The 15701-nt window shown below is 60.9% G+C and carries 16 protein-coding genes and 1 riboswitch; of the genes, 3 read left to right on the plus strand and 13 right to left on the minus strand.

Annotated features, from left to right (window positions below; genetic code table 11):
• The first annotated feature begins 5 nt into the window (after window positions 1-5).
• Entirely contained in the window at window positions 6-1649 is a 1644-nt protein-coding gene (nikE, locus tag ACQY1K_RS18445) for a nickel ABC transporter ATP-binding protein NikE (protein ID WP_430260126.1), read from the plus strand.
• A gap of 22 nt (window positions 1650-1671) precedes the next feature.
• Complete coding sequence (locus ACQY1K_RS18450; protein WP_430260128.1) at window positions 1672-2892, plus strand: M20 family metallopeptidase; 1221 nt, start codon at window positions 1672-1674, stop codon at window positions 2890-2892.
• A 166-nt stretch (window positions 2893-3058) separates the two neighbouring features.
• Here the strand turns inward: ACQY1K_RS18450 and ACQY1K_RS18455 are convergent, their stop codons facing one another.
• From ACQY1K_RS18455 to ACQY1K_RS18490, 8 genes are read right to left on the minus strand one after another with little or no spacing between them, the layout of a single operon-like run.
• A complete protein-coding gene (locus ACQY1K_RS18455; RefSeq protein ID WP_430260130.1) occupies window positions 3059-4012 on the minus strand; it encodes an aliphatic sulfonate ABC transporter substrate-binding protein in 954 nt (317 codons plus the stop codon).
• A gap of 33 nt (window positions 4013-4045) precedes the next feature.
• Window positions 4046-4771, minus strand: a complete 726-nt coding sequence (locus ACQY1K_RS18460; RefSeq protein WP_430260591.1) for an ABC transporter ATP-binding protein — start codon at window positions 4769-4771, stop codon at window positions 4046-4048.
• Entirely contained in the window at window positions 4747-5541 is a 795-nt protein-coding gene (locus tag ACQY1K_RS18465; protein ID WP_430260132.1) for an ABC transporter permease subunit, read from the minus strand. Before ACQY1K_RS18465 ends, ACQY1K_RS18460 begins: the two co-directional genes overlap by 25 nt.
• Complete coding sequence (gene thiD, locus ACQY1K_RS18470) at window positions 5538-6338, minus strand: bifunctional hydroxymethylpyrimidine kinase/phosphomethylpyrimidine kinase (RefSeq protein ID WP_430260134.1); 801 nt, start codon at window positions 6336-6338, stop codon at window positions 5538-5540. The genes ACQY1K_RS18465 and thiD overlap by 4 nt, the downstream gene beginning before the upstream one ends.
• Window positions 6335-6994 (minus strand): thiamine phosphate synthase, encoded by a 660-nt coding sequence (gene thiE / locus ACQY1K_RS18475; protein WP_430260136.1) that lies wholly within the window; start codon window positions 6992-6994, stop codon window positions 6335-6337. The genes thiD and thiE overlap by 4 nt, the downstream gene beginning before the upstream one ends.
• On the minus strand, window positions 6984-7724 hold the full coding sequence (locus ACQY1K_RS18480; protein ID WP_430253686.1) for a hydroxyethylthiazole kinase: 741 nt from the start codon (window positions 7722-7724) through the stop codon (window positions 6984-6986). The genes thiE and ACQY1K_RS18480 overlap by 11 nt, the downstream gene beginning before the upstream one ends.
• The gene (locus ACQY1K_RS18485) at window positions 7724-8668 is read right to left on the minus strand and encodes an ABC transporter substrate-binding protein (RefSeq protein ID WP_430260138.1); all 945 of its coding nucleotides are present in this window, start codon (window positions 8666-8668) and stop codon (window positions 7724-7726) included. The genes ACQY1K_RS18480 and ACQY1K_RS18485 overlap by 1 nt, the downstream gene beginning before the upstream one ends.
• A 16-nt stretch (window positions 8669-8684) precedes the next feature.
• Window positions 8685-9449, minus strand: coding sequence for an ABC transporter permease (locus ACQY1K_RS18490; protein ID WP_430260140.1), 765 nt, complete (start codon window positions 9447-9449; stop codon window positions 8685-8687).
• A gap of 133 nt (window positions 9450-9582) precedes the next feature.
• Window positions 9583-9685: riboswitch (TPP riboswitch) on the minus strand.
• A gap of 160 nt (window positions 9686-9845) precedes the next feature.
• Between ACQY1K_RS18490 and ACQY1K_RS18495 the strand changes: the two genes are divergently transcribed.
• Window positions 9846-10091, plus strand: coding sequence for a DUF2934 domain-containing protein (locus ACQY1K_RS18495; protein WP_062459613.1), 246 nt, complete (start codon window positions 9846-9848; stop codon window positions 10089-10091).
• 106 nt (window positions 10092-10197) lie between these two features.
• On the opposite strand, the gene ACQY1K_RS18500 is transcribed toward ACQY1K_RS18495, so the two are convergent.
• The 5 genes from ACQY1K_RS18500 to ACQY1K_RS18520 form a co-directional block, all read right to left on the minus strand.
• Window positions 10198-12741 (minus strand): EAL domain-containing protein, encoded by a 2544-nt coding sequence (locus ACQY1K_RS18500; protein WP_430260142.1) that lies wholly within the window; start codon window positions 12739-12741, stop codon window positions 10198-10200.
• Window positions 12742-12973: 232 nt separating this feature from the next.
• A complete protein-coding gene (locus ACQY1K_RS18505) occupies window positions 12974-13558 on the minus strand; it encodes an SCO family protein (protein WP_430260144.1) in 585 nt (194 codons plus the stop codon).
• Complete coding sequence (locus tag ACQY1K_RS18510; RefSeq protein ID WP_430260146.1) at window positions 13558-14055, minus strand: copper chaperone PCu(A)C; 498 nt, start codon at window positions 14053-14055, stop codon at window positions 13558-13560. Before ACQY1K_RS18510 ends, ACQY1K_RS18505 begins: the two co-directional genes overlap by 1 nt.
• Before the next feature lie 42 nt (window positions 14056-14097).
• Window positions 14098-14451, minus strand: a complete 354-nt coding sequence (locus ACQY1K_RS18515; protein ID WP_430260148.1) for a hypothetical protein — start codon at window positions 14449-14451, stop codon at window positions 14098-14100.
• A 180-nt stretch (window positions 14452-14631) separates the two neighbouring features.
• A complete protein-coding gene (locus ACQY1K_RS18520) occupies window positions 14632-15696 on the minus strand; it encodes an ABC transporter ATP-binding protein (protein WP_430260150.1) in 1065 nt (354 codons plus the stop codon).
• Window positions 15697-15701 lie beyond the last annotated feature (5 nt).

Genomic DNA, 15701 nt, shown 5'->3' on the forward strand with positions numbered 1-15701 from the left:
AAATAATGACCAATACTGAACACCCTTCGCCCGCTACGCCAGTTCTCACAATCGAGAACTATTCGCTCGATTACGAGACCGCGAACGGCCCGTTTCACGCGCTGAAGAACATCGATCTTGCCATCAACCGCGGCGAGATCCTGGGCCTCGTCGGCGAGTCCGGATCCGGCAAGACGTCGCTTGCATGGTCGATTATGCGCTACCTGCCCAAGAACGCCCGCGAGCCCGGGGGACGTATCTTGCTGGGCTCCGACAATCTGATGGAAAAGGCGGAGCGTGAAATGGAAACGTTTCGCGGACGCCGTATCAGCATGGTGTTCCAGGATCCGAGCACTTCGCTCAATCCGACCCTCTCGCTCGGCAAGCAGCTGGCCGAAGTCCTCGTTCGCCACCGCGGCCTGTCCTGGCAGCAGGCCTGGACGGAAGGCGAGGCGCGGCTTGCCCATGTCGGGCTGAAGACGCCGGCCCAGATGATGCACCGCATGCCGCATGAGGCATCCGGTGGTGAAAAGCAGCGTGTCGTCATCGCATCGGCCTTCGCCTGCAATCCCGAATGCATCATCTTCGACGAGCCGACCACGGCACTCGACGTGATCACCTCGCGTCAGATCTTGGACCTCTTCGTTGAGCTGCAGGCCGAAACCGGCGTCGCCTCGCTCTACATCTCCCACGACCTTGCACTGGTCGCCCGCACCGCCGGCCGCGTCGCCGTCATCAAACGCGGCGAGATCGTCGAGCAGGGCACGGTGCGTGACATCTTCACCAATCCGCAGCAGGACTATACCCGCGAGCTGATCAACGCGGTTCCCGATCCGGCCCGCCGGCTGGTAAACGATGATGTCGCTCCGACGGACAAGCCGCTGGTCGAGGTCGAGAATGTCAGCGTCCATTTCGGTCGCAAGCCGTTCCTTTCCGCCCTGACCGGCCGGAAGACCGAGCGCGTGACCGGCAACAATGCGATCAGCCTCAGCATCAGTCCGGGAGAAATTCTCGGCATTGTCGGAGAATCCGGCTCGGGCAAATCGACGCTCGCCAAGGCCATGACCGGCCTCAACCGGTTCGAGGGCAAGATCCGGTTCGAAGGACGCGAGATCCGCAATCTCGGCGATATGGACAATGCCTATCGCAAGGACGTGCAGATCATCTTCCAGCACCCGGATGCCTCGCTCAATCCGCGTCAGAAGATTTTCGAGATCCTCTCGCGTCCGCTGAAACTGTTCGGCGATACCAGCGATCTCGAGAGACAGGTCGGGGACATGCTGGAGCAGGTGCGCCTGCCGCGCACCCACGCAAGCCGCTATCCGCATCAGCTCTCGGGCGGTGAGAAACAGCGCGTGGCGATTGCCCGTGCCTTCGCCTCCAAACCGAAGCTGGTCATCTGCGACGAGATCACCTCTGCGCTCGACGTCTCGGTGCAGGCGTCGGTCGTGGAGCTTCTGCTGGAACTGCAGAAGGCCAGCGGCACGGCATACCTGTTCATCACCCACGATCTCAACCTGATCCGCCAGATCGCCCACCGGATCGCCGTCATGTATCGCGGCGATCTGATCGAGGTGGTGAAGGCGTCCGAGATCGATAGTCCCGACCGGGCGGAATACACCCGCCGCCTGATCGAGGCGGTGCCGCGCGCCGCCGCTCAATACCAGTAATACCGCATCAAGGAGCATGACAATGGACCCGAAATCCCTCGTGGATCGGATCGACGAAAAGGCCTGCCTCGATTTTCTGTCGAAGATGGTTCAGCACAAGAGCCATTCGGAAACCGAAGGCGAGAAGGTTCTGGCACGCTGGATGGCGGCTGAGCTTGCAAAGATCGGCGTCGAAGCCGAGCTGCAGGCCTTCGACGATGGCCGGCGGTTCAACACGATCGGTCGCCTGAAAGGCCAAGGCGGCGGCAAGAGCCTGCTGTTCAACGGCCATCTCGATACCAATCCGGTCACCGAAGGCTGGACCGTCGACCCCTATGCCGGGCTCGTCGACGACAAATTCATCTACGGTATCGGCGTTTCCAACATGAAGGCCGGCGATGCCGCCTATTTCTGCGCGGTAAAGACGCTGCTCGAGGCGGGCGTCAAGCTCAAGGGCGACGTGATCCTGACCTTCGTCGTCGGCGAATTGCAGGGCGGCGTCGGGACACTTGCGGCCATCAAAAGCGGCGTGAAGGCCGACTATTTCATCAACAGCGAACCGAGCGACCTCGTTGCCGTCACCATGCACGCGGCAGCGTTGAGCTATGTCATCGAGCTGACCGGCGACACCCGCCACCTGTCGAAGCGCGAGGAATCCGTCGACGCGATTGCCGCCGCCTGCGATATCATTCCGCGCATCAATGCGATGACCTTCAGCGGCGCCAGAAGCGATGTGCATCGCTCGATCAACCGCGGCCATGTGGGCGTCGTCCACGGCGCGCTCGGTCGCGACCTCGAGGAATGGCGTCCGCCGCAAGTGGCCGACTTCGTTCGCCTCAAAGGGTCGTGCCGTTATGCACCGGGCCAGACGCAGGAAGGCGTTCTCGCCGATCTGGCCGATGAGTTGCATGCACTCGAAGGCCGTTTCCCGGGCCTGAAGGCAAAGCTGGTTCCAGAAATGATCGAGGGCCGCCCGCTGATGCCGCCCTTCGAAGTTTCGCCGGATAGCCGCATCGTCACATCGATCAACGCGGCCTATGAGGCTGTCCGCGGGGAGCAGCAGCCGACCGGCGCGATCACGCCGACGCGTTTCTACGGCACAGATGCCGGTCATCTCTACCATGAGCTTAGCATGGAAGGCATCGTCTGCGGTCCCGGCGGTCGCTACAACACCATGCCGGACGAGCGCGTCGACATCGTCGATTTCCTCGACATGATCCGCGTCTACATGCTGACCATCCTCGATATCTGCGAAGTGGCCTGAAACCTGGTCTCCCGGGTGAAACGATCGCAATATCGCCTTCTCCCGGGAGGCCATCTTCCCATCTGATACGGACTTTCGATGCATGGCTTCATCGCGCACGGGGCAGCAACGATTTTGCCGGCAATCGACCCCGAGCGACGCAGGGGCCGGGCGAGCCCGTCGAGACTTACTTCAGCTCAACGACGCCGTCAGCAATGTCGGGCACTGCCGGAATGATTCCGCTTTTGGCGTACCACTCAGCGACGGCGTTGATCTGCTTTACGGCCGATTGCGAAACGGCTGTCGTCGGCACCGCATTGTTTTCGCCGATCTTCGCCCCGAGTTCTGCCGGTACGTTCATTTCCTTCGCCCAGATCGCCCCGGCCTCCGGCTTGTTGGCGACTGCCCAGGCGTTTTCCGCTTTGATGACATCGAAGACGAGCTGCAGCTGATCGGCCTTATCCTTGGCGAATTCGGGGCTCGCGACAAGAACGACAGCGTTGTCGGACCTGATGGCGGCGCCATCGGCGATGACCGTGCCGTCATAGGCCTTTTCCGCGATGGTCAGGAACGGATCCCAGGTCGCCCAGGCGTCGACATGGCCCTGGCTGAAGCTCGGGCCGCTGTCGCTGGGGCTGAGATAGACGCGTTCCACGCTTGCAGGATCGATGCCGTTCGTCTCCAGTCCGCGCATCAGCAGATATTCCCCTGTGCCCCCGCGGTTGACCGCCACCTTCTTGCCCGCCAGGTCCCTGATGGTGGCGATGCCGGAACCCTTCGTCGCCACGATACCCTCAGAGCCTGACGCCATCTTCTGATAGGCAAAGATCACCAGCGGGATCCTGGCCGAGAGGGCTGCAATTGCCGAGGTCGAGCTGCCGGCGGTGATATCGATGCTGCCGGCGTTGAGCGCTTCGAACGCAGGTGCGGCCGCCGGGAACGGGCCCGCCCACTCGACCTTGATGCCTTTTGCGGACAGCGCCTTTTCCAACGTTCCGCGGGATTTGACGAGCGTGATGTCGTTGGGTCCCCGCAACCAACCGATCCGCACCACCTGATCGGCTGCGTGGACAGGAGGGGCAAACACGGCGGCGGCACTGAAGAGGGTGACAGCGGCAAGGAATGTACGCTTGGAAATCATAGCTCAGTCCAATCTGCGGTTTTCACATGGAAGTCAGTCTTGTGTGGGGAGGACGCCGAGATCTTCCAGCAGCGCCGCTTCGATGCGGCCCGTTCTGCGGTCGTCGCGGCGGCGGGGGCGGTCGATATCGACATTGATTTCGCGGATGAAATGTCCCTGATCGAGCACCAGGATTCGGTCTGCAAGCGCCACGGCCTCCCAGACGTCGTGGGTGACGAGCAGCACCGCCGGACGATGTTTGCGCCACAGCGCGAGGACGAGCTCATGCATTCGCAACCGCGTCAGCGCATCGAGAGAGGCAAAGGGCTCGTCCAGCAGCAGCAATTCGGGTTCACGCACGAGAGCCCGCGCAAGCGCCGACCGCTGTGCCTCGCCGCCTGAGAGCGTCAGTGGCCAGGCATCGACCCGGTGGGACAGGCCGACTTCCTCCAGTGCCTGTGTGGCTCGCGTCCGGGCGTCCGGGTGGCGCAGACCGAGCGCGACATTGTCGATGACACTTTTCCACGGCAGCAGTCGCGGTTTCTGGAAAACCACCGAGCGCCGTGTGGTGAGCTGAAGCTTTTCGGCTGGAGCGGTGTCGAGACCGGCCAGAATGCGCAGAAGCGTGGTTTTCCCCGAACCGCTGCGGCCGAGCAGGGCCACGAATTCGCCGGGCGTCAGTGTGAGGTCGATGCCTCCGAGAACTGCGGTGGCGCCGAACGAGCGGGTGAGTTGCCTGATGTCGACGAGGGGGCTCAACCGATCGCCTCCGGACGCCAGCGCAGCGCATAAGCCTCGATAGTCCGAACAAGGCCATCGGTCAGCAGGCCCAGGATGGCGTAGACCAGAAGGCAGACGACGATGACATCGGTCTGTAGGAAGTCGCGGGCATAGGAAATGGTGTATCCGATGCCGCTTGCGGCATTGATCTGTTCGCCGACGACGAGGCTGAGCCAGGCGACGCTGAGGCCGTATCGGACGCCCACGAGCAGCGAGGGCAGGGCGCCTGGAATGATAATATGGCGAATGATGCTTGTCGTGCCGAGGTCCATTGTCTGCCCCGCCTCGATCAGCTTCCTGTCAATGCCGCGAATGCCGCCGTAAAGGGTGAGGTAGATCGGAAAGATGGCGCCGAAGGCGACGAGCCCGATCTTCGGCATCTCGCCGATCCCGAACCAGAGGATGAACAGTGGCAGAAGACCCAGGAACGGCATGGCCTTCAGCATCTGGATCGGCGGGTCTATCACCGCTTCTCCGAACCGAGACAGGCCGGAGATCAGAGCCAGAACAATCCCGGCGACGAGCGCGATCGAAAAGCCTGCAAGCACCCGCAGGAACGATACGATCAGCCCGTTGATCAGTTCACCGGCCGCGATGAGGCGGCTGGCTGTCGCGACGATGTCGCCCGGTCCGGCCAGAATGCGCGGCGACAGCAGTCCCGTCATGCTGGCGATCTGCCAAATGACAAGGAGGGCAACCGGCGAGGCAAGCCGCGACGCGAACTGCGCCAGGCGTCCGGCCCTTGCAGGACCCTCGATAGCTCGGCTCATGCTGGCCACCATTTGTGGAAGTGGTGGACCGGGCCATGCCCGCCGCCGATCGAGAGGTTTCTTCCGGCAATGAGAGCGTCCTGAAGATAGGTCTTCGCAGCTCCAACGGACTCGTGCAGCGAGAGGCCGCGGGCGAGGCCGGCGGTGATCGCCGCCGCAAGTGTGCAGCCTGTGCCATGGTCGTTTTTCGTATTGACACGGGCTGCCGAGAACTCCGTCACGCCTGACTGGTCGAAGAGGAGATCGATGCTGTCGCAGCCGATTCCATGCCCGCCCTTGATCAGCACGGCACGGGCTCCGGCGTTGAGGATGATCTCCGCCTGACGGGTCATATCGGACCGGGTTTCGGCGACCGGCATGCCGGTCAGCAGTGCAGCTTCCGGCAGGTTCGGCGTCACGATCGTCGCTTTCGGAACGAGGCTGGCAATCAGGGCGGAGATTGCGTCCTCGCGCAGCAGCCGGTCTCCCGAGGTCGCGACCATGACCGGATCGAGGACCATAGGACCGCGATAGTCTGCCAGGCCCTCGGCAACCGCGCGGATTGTTTCGCAGCGTGAAACCATGCCGATCTTGATCGCATGGACCTCGATATCGGCAAGCACTGCGCGCATCTGCTCCCGGATCATTGTCGGCGAGATGTCTTCAACGGCGCTCACGCCCCGCGTGTTCTGCGCCGTCACGGCCGTGATGACGCTGGTGGCGAAGACGTTGAGGGCGGAGAATGTCTTGATATCGGCCTGGATGCCGGCGCCTCCGCCACTGTCGGAGCCGGCGATTGTCATGGCAACGGATGTCATCGCTTTACCTCGCTCAGGGCATCTTCCACCCGGCGCCGAAAACTCCGGCAGGCGTCTGCAGGGTCCGGTGCGCGGAAGATTGCCGAAATGACCGCGACACCGTCGGCACCGGCCTCGATGACGCTGCGCACCTGCTCCAGCCCGATGCCCGCGATCGCGCCGACCGGGAGGGTCGGATCCAGTTGTCGCAATCGTTCGCGCAGATCCCGAAAACCGTCGAGGCCGACCGGTGGATCGAGGTTCTGTTTCGACAAGGTCTCGAACACCCCGCCGATACAGGCATAGCTCGCCTGCGCCCGGCCGGCACGTTCCGCATCGGCACGTGTCTTGACGGTGAGGCCGATGATGGCGTCGGGGCCGAGCAGCCGGCGTGCGGTCCCGGCATCCATGTCGTCAGCACCCAGATGCACGCCGTCGGCGCCTGAAGCGAGCGCCACATCGACACGGTCGTTGATCACAAGCGGCACGCCGGTGCCTTCAAGGGCGGCCTTGATGCTTTTGGCCATGGCGATCATCTGCCGGGTGGAGCCGGCCTTGTCGCGGTACTGGATCAGCGTCGCGCCGTTTCGGACGGCGATCGCGGCGAGGTCCACGAGATCGCCGCTATCGGAAAGACCGGCATCGACGATCGGGTTCAGTCGGTAGTCAAATTTCATGGTCGATCCTTCCGTGCAGACTGAGCTCGTCGGGAGTGAGCGCCGAGAGCGCATCCAGAAACGCGATGCCGAAACTGCCGGGGCCGCGCGCGTGCCCGGCGGCCTGTTCGGCGGCGACGCCGGTCGTCGCTAGTGCCGCAGCCGCCGCAGCCATGGCTTCCGGTTCGACGGCCAGATACGCTGCGATGATGCCACCTGACAGGCAACCGGTCCCGGTGACATCCGCCATCCATTGATGGCCATTCCGAACAGTGGCGGTTCGCGCGCCATCCGTCAGGCGGTCGTGAGCGCCGGTCTCGATTTTCAGTGTTTCGCCAATGTCTCCGAACAGCGCCATCTCCGCGCTGTTGCCACGCAGTACTGTTGGGCGGCGGGCGATCAATGTCTTTGCAAACTCCAGCCGCACGGGGGAATAGTCGCTATGAACGGGATCGAGGACCCAGGGTTTTCCATGATCGTTTGCGACCTCGACAGCCAGTTCGATCACTTTGCGGCGATCAGCATCCAGCGTGCCGAGATTGACGACGAGGACATCAGCCTTCGAGACGAAGCCGACGATTTCGTCCGGGGAGGAGGTCATCGAGGGGATGGCGCCGATTGCAGTGATGCCGTCAGCAACGAATTTCTGCACCACCGTGTTCATCAGGCAATGGACGCGTGGGCGCCGGGCCCGCACACGTGCCAGGCGATCGCCGGCCTGTTGCGGCGTCGGGGAATTGTTCATTGTCATCACCGGATTTCGATCGCTAGATCTTCGACCGGCGGCGCCTGCGGAATGAGGCCGCTCGCTGCCATGAACTCACCGAAACGCTGGTATCTGCCGCGATCAAGCGCTGCAGGCCGTTTGGCGAAACGTGGCAGCGTATCGGTGAACGCCTGCCGATTGAGCTGGTCGTCGAGGTTGGGATAGGCCTTGATGAACAGCTTCCAGGCATTGTCCGGGTGATTGGTCAGGAAGATCGCAGCCTTCTCGACGGATTCGAGAAAGCGGGGGAGGCGGGGATCTGTCGCAAGCGCGTCGCGCGTCACGAAGATCAGCTCGTCATAAACAGGGACGCCGTGTTCTTCCGGAAAGAAGGAACGACCCTCGTGCCCTTCGATCCGCATCTGCGTCAGTTCGAAGTTTCTGAAGCCGCCAAGCGTGGCGTCGACCTTGCCGCCGATCAGCGATGGCGAGAGGGCGAAATTGACGTTGATCAGTTCGACCTCGGTAAGCCCAATGCCTTCGCCCTCGAGCATGCGCTTCAGCATCGCGTCTTCGAAACCCGTGACGGAAAAGCCGACCTTCTTGCCGCGCAGATCCTTGAGGCTCTTGATCGGGCCATCGGCGAGAACCGTCACCGTATTCAAGGGCGTTTCGACGAGGGTACCGATCCGCTTGAGCGGCAGGCCGACTGCACGATCGAGATAGAGGTTCGGTTGGTAGTGGATGCCGATATCGGCCTGGCCGGCGGCAACGAGGCGAGGCACCGTCGATGGGTCGGCGGGAGGCACCAGCTCGACATCGAGGCCGGCGGCTTCGAAATAGCCGTTTTCGGCGGCAATCACGAGCGGCGCATGGTCCGGGTTCACAAACCATTCGAGCATGACGGTGAGTTTTTCTGCCGCCTGGCTAGCGGACGCAATCATGCTCACGGATAGGGCAATGGCAAAGGCCAGAAGCATGCGTTTCATGGGTGGTCGTCTCTCCTCACGATGATAACTGTGTCTGTTGTTCGGTCTCGATTGCCCAATGGGGGCGTCCCTTTACGAGACGGTCGAAACCCAGGCGCAGCGCGACGCTGGTCAGGGCCAGGATGGTCATGGCTGCGAAAACGGTGTCGGTCTGCATCCGGGCGTTCGCCTGAACCATGACAAAGCCGAGCCCGGCTGAAGCCCCGACCCATTCGCCGATCACGGCACCCAGCGGCGCGAGCGGCACGGCGACGCGCAGACCGGACACGAGCGCCGGCAGCGCAAGCGGTGTTCGGAGCCGCACAAGGATCTGCCAGGGCGTCGCGCTTGTCAGCGCGGCGGCTTCCAGAATCGCTGGTTCCGTCCGCCTCAGGCCATCTGCGAAGGCGGAGGCGACCGGGAAGAAGATGACGAGCATCGTCATCATCACTTTCGACGCCATGCCGAAACCGAGCCAAAGCACCAGGATGGGTGCCAGCACGAAGACCGGAAAGGTCTGCAGGATAAGGATGATCGGCCAGGCAAGCCTGCCGGCCCGCGGGAATGCCACAACGAGAAACGCGACCGCCGCACCGAAGATGCTGCCGGCGACGAGACCTGCAAAAATCTCGGTGATGGTGACAGCGGTATGATGAGCGAGGAAGCTGCTCTGACGCACCAATGCCTGCACCACCGCGAGCGGTGACGGCAAAAGATAGCGTGGCGGCGAAAAGACCTGAACGGCTATCTGCCAGCTTACCAGCAGCAGAAAAAGCCCGAGGGCTGCGAACCGGGAGTGCATGTCAGTGCTGAGGCGTGAAACCGTCGAACCGCATTCGTCCTATATGGGAATCTCTCGAGAGCGTAAGCATGGCTGATCTCCTGACCTTGACATCATGGAGATCCAGGCGAGCGGAGAATAAGAAAGAGGTGCGGTATTGCGCCGTTTCCGTTCCTACGCCGGTATGACCCGGATCAGGTTCAAGGGTCCGGCTCACCGCCATCTCAGCACCGTTCGATGCTCCCCTCGGAATGACGCCAAGGTTGGACAAAGAAACGGCCTTTGTCAATCGCTTGCGATCGCTGTCCGGCAGAGCCTGCGCGGCGAGCTGACAAAAATTTTATTGTATGTCATCCGCCTCCCGGAAACCCGGGGTCCGTCCGCTGGTTATGTCTTCGCAACTTAGGAGGAGCAACCATGACCGATAGAGAACAGGAACAGCGCGAACGGGCCTACAGACTGTGGGAGGAAGAAGGCCGTCCTGAAGGGTCCCATGACGATCACTGGAAGCGCTCCGAGCATCCAGCCGACATGTCGGATCAGGAAAGCGACGATGTGACCAAGGTCAACCAGCAGGCTGATGCCGCGTTTGGTGGAGAGAACGATGCAGCGGCCGACGATGCCGCCACAATCCGACCTCCGTCGTCAGTCGCGCCGGACTGACGACGATCGCGGCAGTCTGGATAGGTATCCAGACCTGCCCTGCATGAAAGGGGTTGGCACAACACCTCGAAATATCGGCTGCCGATAGTTCGGCCGTCGACACACTTCAGCCGTCATGAACACCGTTCGTCCGGTCCACTTTATGCGTCGTCGGGCGATCGAGAACCTGACCGAAACACACGACGGCCACCCGTTTTCCGGTGGCTTTCGCCAGATACATATAGTCGTCAGCGCGTTTGACATAGGTTTGCGGCGTGTCTTCGGCCTGGAGGAACGTAACGCCGACCGCGGCACCCGTGAATGTCACCTGGCCATCGATGGGGATCGGCTTGAACACCCTTTCCATCGTTTCCTGAATATGCGTCTGCATATCTCCCGCGTACTTGCGATCCATGTCGAGAAGAATAGCAAACTCGTCTCCTCCGACCCTGGCGATGAAATCCGTCGCTCGGAAACTTTCGCGAAGTCTCGCCGAGATCGTTCGCAGGACTTCGTCGCCTGCGGAATGCCCCAGACTGTCGTTGACGATCTTGAAGCCGTTGAGATCGATGTAGGCGATGGCGAGCTTTCTGTCATTGAGCAGGTTGCGGGCAACCTCTCCGGCGACAACTTCATCGAAACAGGCTCGGTTTGGGAGTCCTGACAGGGCATCGGTCTGCGCGGAGGTTTTCAGAGCGCTTTCGATAGCGCGCTGCTGCCTGACGCGGGCAGACACATCGACAATGACCTCCACATCGAATGAAACGCCATCGACGATCGTGCGTTGCGCCGAAATCAGGGTTGGGATGATCGTACCATCCGAATGCGCAATTTCAACATCTTCGAGCTCGTAGGCGCCGTCCTCGCGCAATAGCCGGTGCCGTCTGTCGCGGGCGGGATTGTCGATCGCGGCACCCTCGGAAATCAGCTTCTTTCCGTTGATCTCGTCCCATTTCAGGCCGGTGAGCTTCAGATAGGCATCGTTGACTTTGACGTAGCTCGAGGTTTTCGTGTCGCTCGTCGTGATGGCCATGGCAATGGGCGCGGACTCAAACATCCTCATCAGCATTGAGATCAAGTGTTGCGTCGGCAGGACATCAGCCTGGTCCGGATCATGCCAGACATGAGGAGCCTTCACGGATACTTTCCCGTCCAGCGGGACCTCCGTGGGCACGATCTCGGTGATGGTGCCGTACCATTTCACGATCTTGCCGGTCGCATCGCGATGAGGCTTTGCCCGACTGACCATCCATCGCCAGCTGTCGTCGTGCAGACGCATGCGAAACCTGGTTTCGAATGGGTCGCCGGATGGCAGCCATCCAAGCCATTCCCGCCGAACCCGCAAACTGTCGTCCGGATGCATCCGACCGTACCAGTCCGCGATCCGGTCACGCATCCTGGACATCGTCGGGTCTGGCGTTGGCCCCATGAAATTGACAATGCCTTCGGCATCGCTCGACCAGGGAATGTTCGGGCTGAGTTCGATCGACCATCGTGCGTGGTCTTCCGTCTCGGTCAGCGCCTTTTCCATCGATTTGTGACCGGTAACATCGATCGCCGTGACCGAAATGCCGATCGGCTCGCCTGCGTCGTCATCGACCCGCTGGTTCACCACGAGGAGAATGTTCTCACTTCCGGGCGGACGATATTCGTCCACAATCAAAGGCTCGCCCGCAAGGACTCGCTGAAGATCTTTGGTGACCCGGCGCGCCTCTCGTGCCGGCATGAAACTGTGAACGGTGAGCCCGATCATCTGCTCGGGCGTTAATCCCAGCATTGCAGCGAACCGATTGTTTACACTGACATGGTGCAAGTCTGAATCGAGAAAGCAGAGGCCGACCGGTGCCGCCTCATAGAGCGTTTCCAGTTGATGGACCCGCTGGAACAGCGAGCCGGTTCCGCGGCGTTCCGTGAGTGGCTTCTGCTTGCTGACAGCGAGAAGCCGTTCTGTCGCATCACCGTCGACAGGTCTGCCAAACAGCCACCCCTGTCCAACGTCGCAACCAAGACGCTTCAGCATTTCTGCCTGTTCTTCGGTTTCAACGCCTTCGGCAACAACCGTCATGCCAAGGCTTTGCCCCAGCCCAATGACCGAGGCGACGATTTTCCGGCTGCCGCTGTCATGCTGCATGGAGCGCACGAAGCTTGTGTCGATCTTCAGTTTGTCGAAGGGGAACGCGTGAAGCCGCGTCAGGCTGGCAAAGCCGGTCCCGAAGTCGTCGAGGGAGATGCCCATGCCGGCAGACTTGAGCGATGCTATGTTTTCCCTGACGACTGTATCGTCATCGAGCAGTGCGCTTTCCGTCATTTCGATATGGATCCGGTTCATCGGAAACCCGGTTTCCGAGATTATCGAAGCCAGAAAGTGGAAGAGGTCTGGGTCCTGAAACTGCGTCGGCGACAGGTTGATCGCGAGGACAAAGTCTCCCCTCCAGCTTGCAGCTTTGCGACAGGCATCCTGGACGATCTTTTGCGTCAAAGCGCCAATCAGATTGCTGGTTTCGGCGAACGGAATGAAATCTGAAGGTGCGATGGCACCTGCTTCAGAATCGGTCCAACGCGCAAGAACCTCAAAGCCGATGATCGCACCGCTCTGCAGATCGACAAGCGGCTGAAATGCCGGCCAGATCGCATCGGTTGAGAGGGCGTCGGAAAGTCGTCGCTTCGACAAGATGCCGTCCTTGGCGGACGCGAGTCCTTTCGTCAAAACCTGCTGTGCAGATTTACGATTTGCCGGACCGATATGTCGACCAGAGATCATGGCACTTTCCACACTTGCGGAAAAGCAATGTCAGAGACCGCTTAAGAATAGATTAGCATGGCTTAATTTAAGAAGCGATGCGTATCTGTCGGCATCTACATTGGTTCGATGGCCGCCATGAGCTATGACCCCGCTCGTGAGACTACAGGAGCGCGCTGCGGATCTTGCTGATGGCGACGTCGGGATCCGAGCCATAGGGAATGAGCCCCTTCAACCTGCCATCCGCACCGATCAGGAACAGGTCCATCGTGTGGCTCATGGAATAGCCACCACTCTTGTTCGGCTTCTTTTCCGCAAATGCGCGCCATCCGACAACGACGCGCCGGATCTCTTCAGGCGTTCCGGTCACCCCAGTGATCCGGTCGGAAAAGGCGGTGACATAGCCGTTCATGATGTCAGGAGTGTCCCGTTCCGGATCGACCGTGAACAGGTAGCTTTTGATCGGCAGGCCGTCTTCACCCAGTTCCTTGAGGTATCCAGCAACTTCATAAAGCGTCGTCGGGCAGGCTTCCGGGCAATGGGTGTAGCCGAAATAGACCAAGGACGGATTGCCCTTGAAGATCGACTGATCGACCGCTTCTCCCCGATCGTTGATCAGAGAAAACGCGGTATTGAATGTGGTGTTTCTTGGCTCATCCTTGAACGTGAAGAAGAGGATTCCGACGAGGACAGTGATGAAGATTGCCGAGATCGTTGTGGCAACCAGCATGAACGGGTTCTTCGTCATCAGTCGTGACCTTCATGAGCGGCGTGAGGCCTTTGCGCACCGGCAAACGGTCCGACGGCAAAATCAACCTCGATCGGCCCGGCCTTTTCAAAAATGAGCGTGACCGCCAGCGTCTCGCCCTCCTTGAAAGGTCTAGAGACATTCGTGAACATGAGATGATAGCCACCGGGTTCCAGCTTGACGGTAGACTTGGCCGGCACGGGGATGCCCTTGTCCAGTTCCCGCATTTCCATCACGGCGCCGGTCATCTTCATCTCGTGGATCTGGACGTCTTCGGCACGATCCGACTTTGCGCCAACCAGCCGGTCGGCCGCACCGGAGTTGTTGATCGTCAGGTACCCCCCGCCGACCTTTGCCACCGGCAGCATGGCGCGGGAATATGCGGACTCGATCGTGATATCGCCGGTCCCGGGTGCATGCATGTGCTGGGAAGATGCGGTGCTGGGCAGCATCAATGCCACGGCCGCTACAAGAAATTTCGCTCGGATTGTCGACATGGGTATTCGCCTTTGACGTAGCAGAATTGGTTTTCTTTCTGATCAGCTACGAAGAGGGGGCCCTCTGGCCGAGGTGCCGGTCAGCAGGACGAACCGAGGAGGGCTTTCGTCGGTTCCGGAATGGGCGTGAACGATCTCGCGCAGGATCGGCGCACCCAACGTATCTGTCGGCAGTGGCAGTATTGATGCCGTCACATGCCGGCAGGCGTCGCAGGAGATCTTGCTTTCACCTTTATGGTGCTTCCCGGCTTCCGAGGGAAGGCAAAGATCAGGCAGACTTCCGTCCGGGAGGATGTAGGACGCAATCGCGATGGTCTCGATCGAGCGCGCATTGGCGGTCGGATGGGAATTGGCAAATCCGAGCAACAGAAACGCAAGGCTGCAGAGAATGCGCAACCCTACCTGTCTAATCTGCCCAAAACGCCGGATCATCTCGCCTATCAGCTCATCGTGCAGCCCAAGGTCATAATGAGTTACGGCAACCCATGCAATGAGTTGCAACCACAAGGACATTGTGACGCAGGTGAGCCGAGCGGGCAGACGACCCTCCCGATCACGTGCAGCGCTGAATCGGCGTCAGAGGCTCACGCCGCTTTCCCGGTCGAAGACGTAGACGAGGTTTTTGTCGATGCCGGCGCGAAACTGCGTTCCGTGTCGCACGGGATGGTCTCCATCGACAATGGCGGTCATCTGCTGGCCAGCGAATTCAAACAGCACATGCGTCTGGGCGCCCGTCGGTTCGACGAGCAGCGTTTCTCCACCGATATTGTCGCCGCCGGCCGTCAGGTGTTCGGGGCGGAGCCCGAGCTTGACGCTCTGGCCGTGTCGCACCTTGCGCAGCGGTGAAATGTCGATTGCGGATCCTTCTGCCAGACGAACGACCGGCCTGTCGTTTTCGCCGTCGATCGTGCCGTCGAGAAGGTTCATCGCGGGTGAGCCGATGAAGCCCGCGACGAAGAGGTTGGCGGGTGTCCGGTAGAGCTCCATCGGCGTGCCGACCTGCTCGATGCGGCCGGAATTGAGGACCACGATCCGGTCGGCAAGGGTCATCGCTTCGATCTGGTCATGCGTCACATAGATGGACGTCGTCCCGACCTTCTGGTGCAACGCCTTGATCTCGGTGCGCATCTGCACGCGCAGTTTGGCGTCGAGATTGGACAAGGGTTCGTCGAACAGAAAGACTGCCGGATCGCGAACGATCGCCCGTCCCATCGCGACGCGCTGCCGTTGCCCGCCGGAAAGCTGGCTGGGCTTGCGGTCCAGCAGATCCTCGAGCGCCAGCATGCGGGCAGCTTCTCCGACGCGGGTCGCGATGTCAGGCTTGGTGACACCGGCAAGCTTGAGGTTGAAGCCCATGTTCTCGCCGACCGTCATGTGCGGGTAGAGTGCGTAGGACTGGAAGACCATCGCGATGTTGCGTTCCCGCGGCGTCATAGCGTTGACCACAGTTCCACCGATCGTGATTTCGCCCTCGCTGATGTCCTCGAGCCCGGCGATCATGCGAAGCAGCGTCGACTTTCCGCAGCCTGACGGCCCGACCAGGGCGATGAATTCGCCGTCATCGACCGACAGCGAGATATCGTGCACCACTTGAAGCGCGCCGTAGCTCTTGCGAACGTTTGTAAGGCCAACCGATGCCATGATGC

Source organism: Neorhizobium sp. IRS_2294, from assembly GCF_050500145.1.
Classification (GTDB): Bacteria; Pseudomonadota; Alphaproteobacteria; order Rhizobiales; family Rhizobiaceae; genus Neorhizobium; species Neorhizobium soli.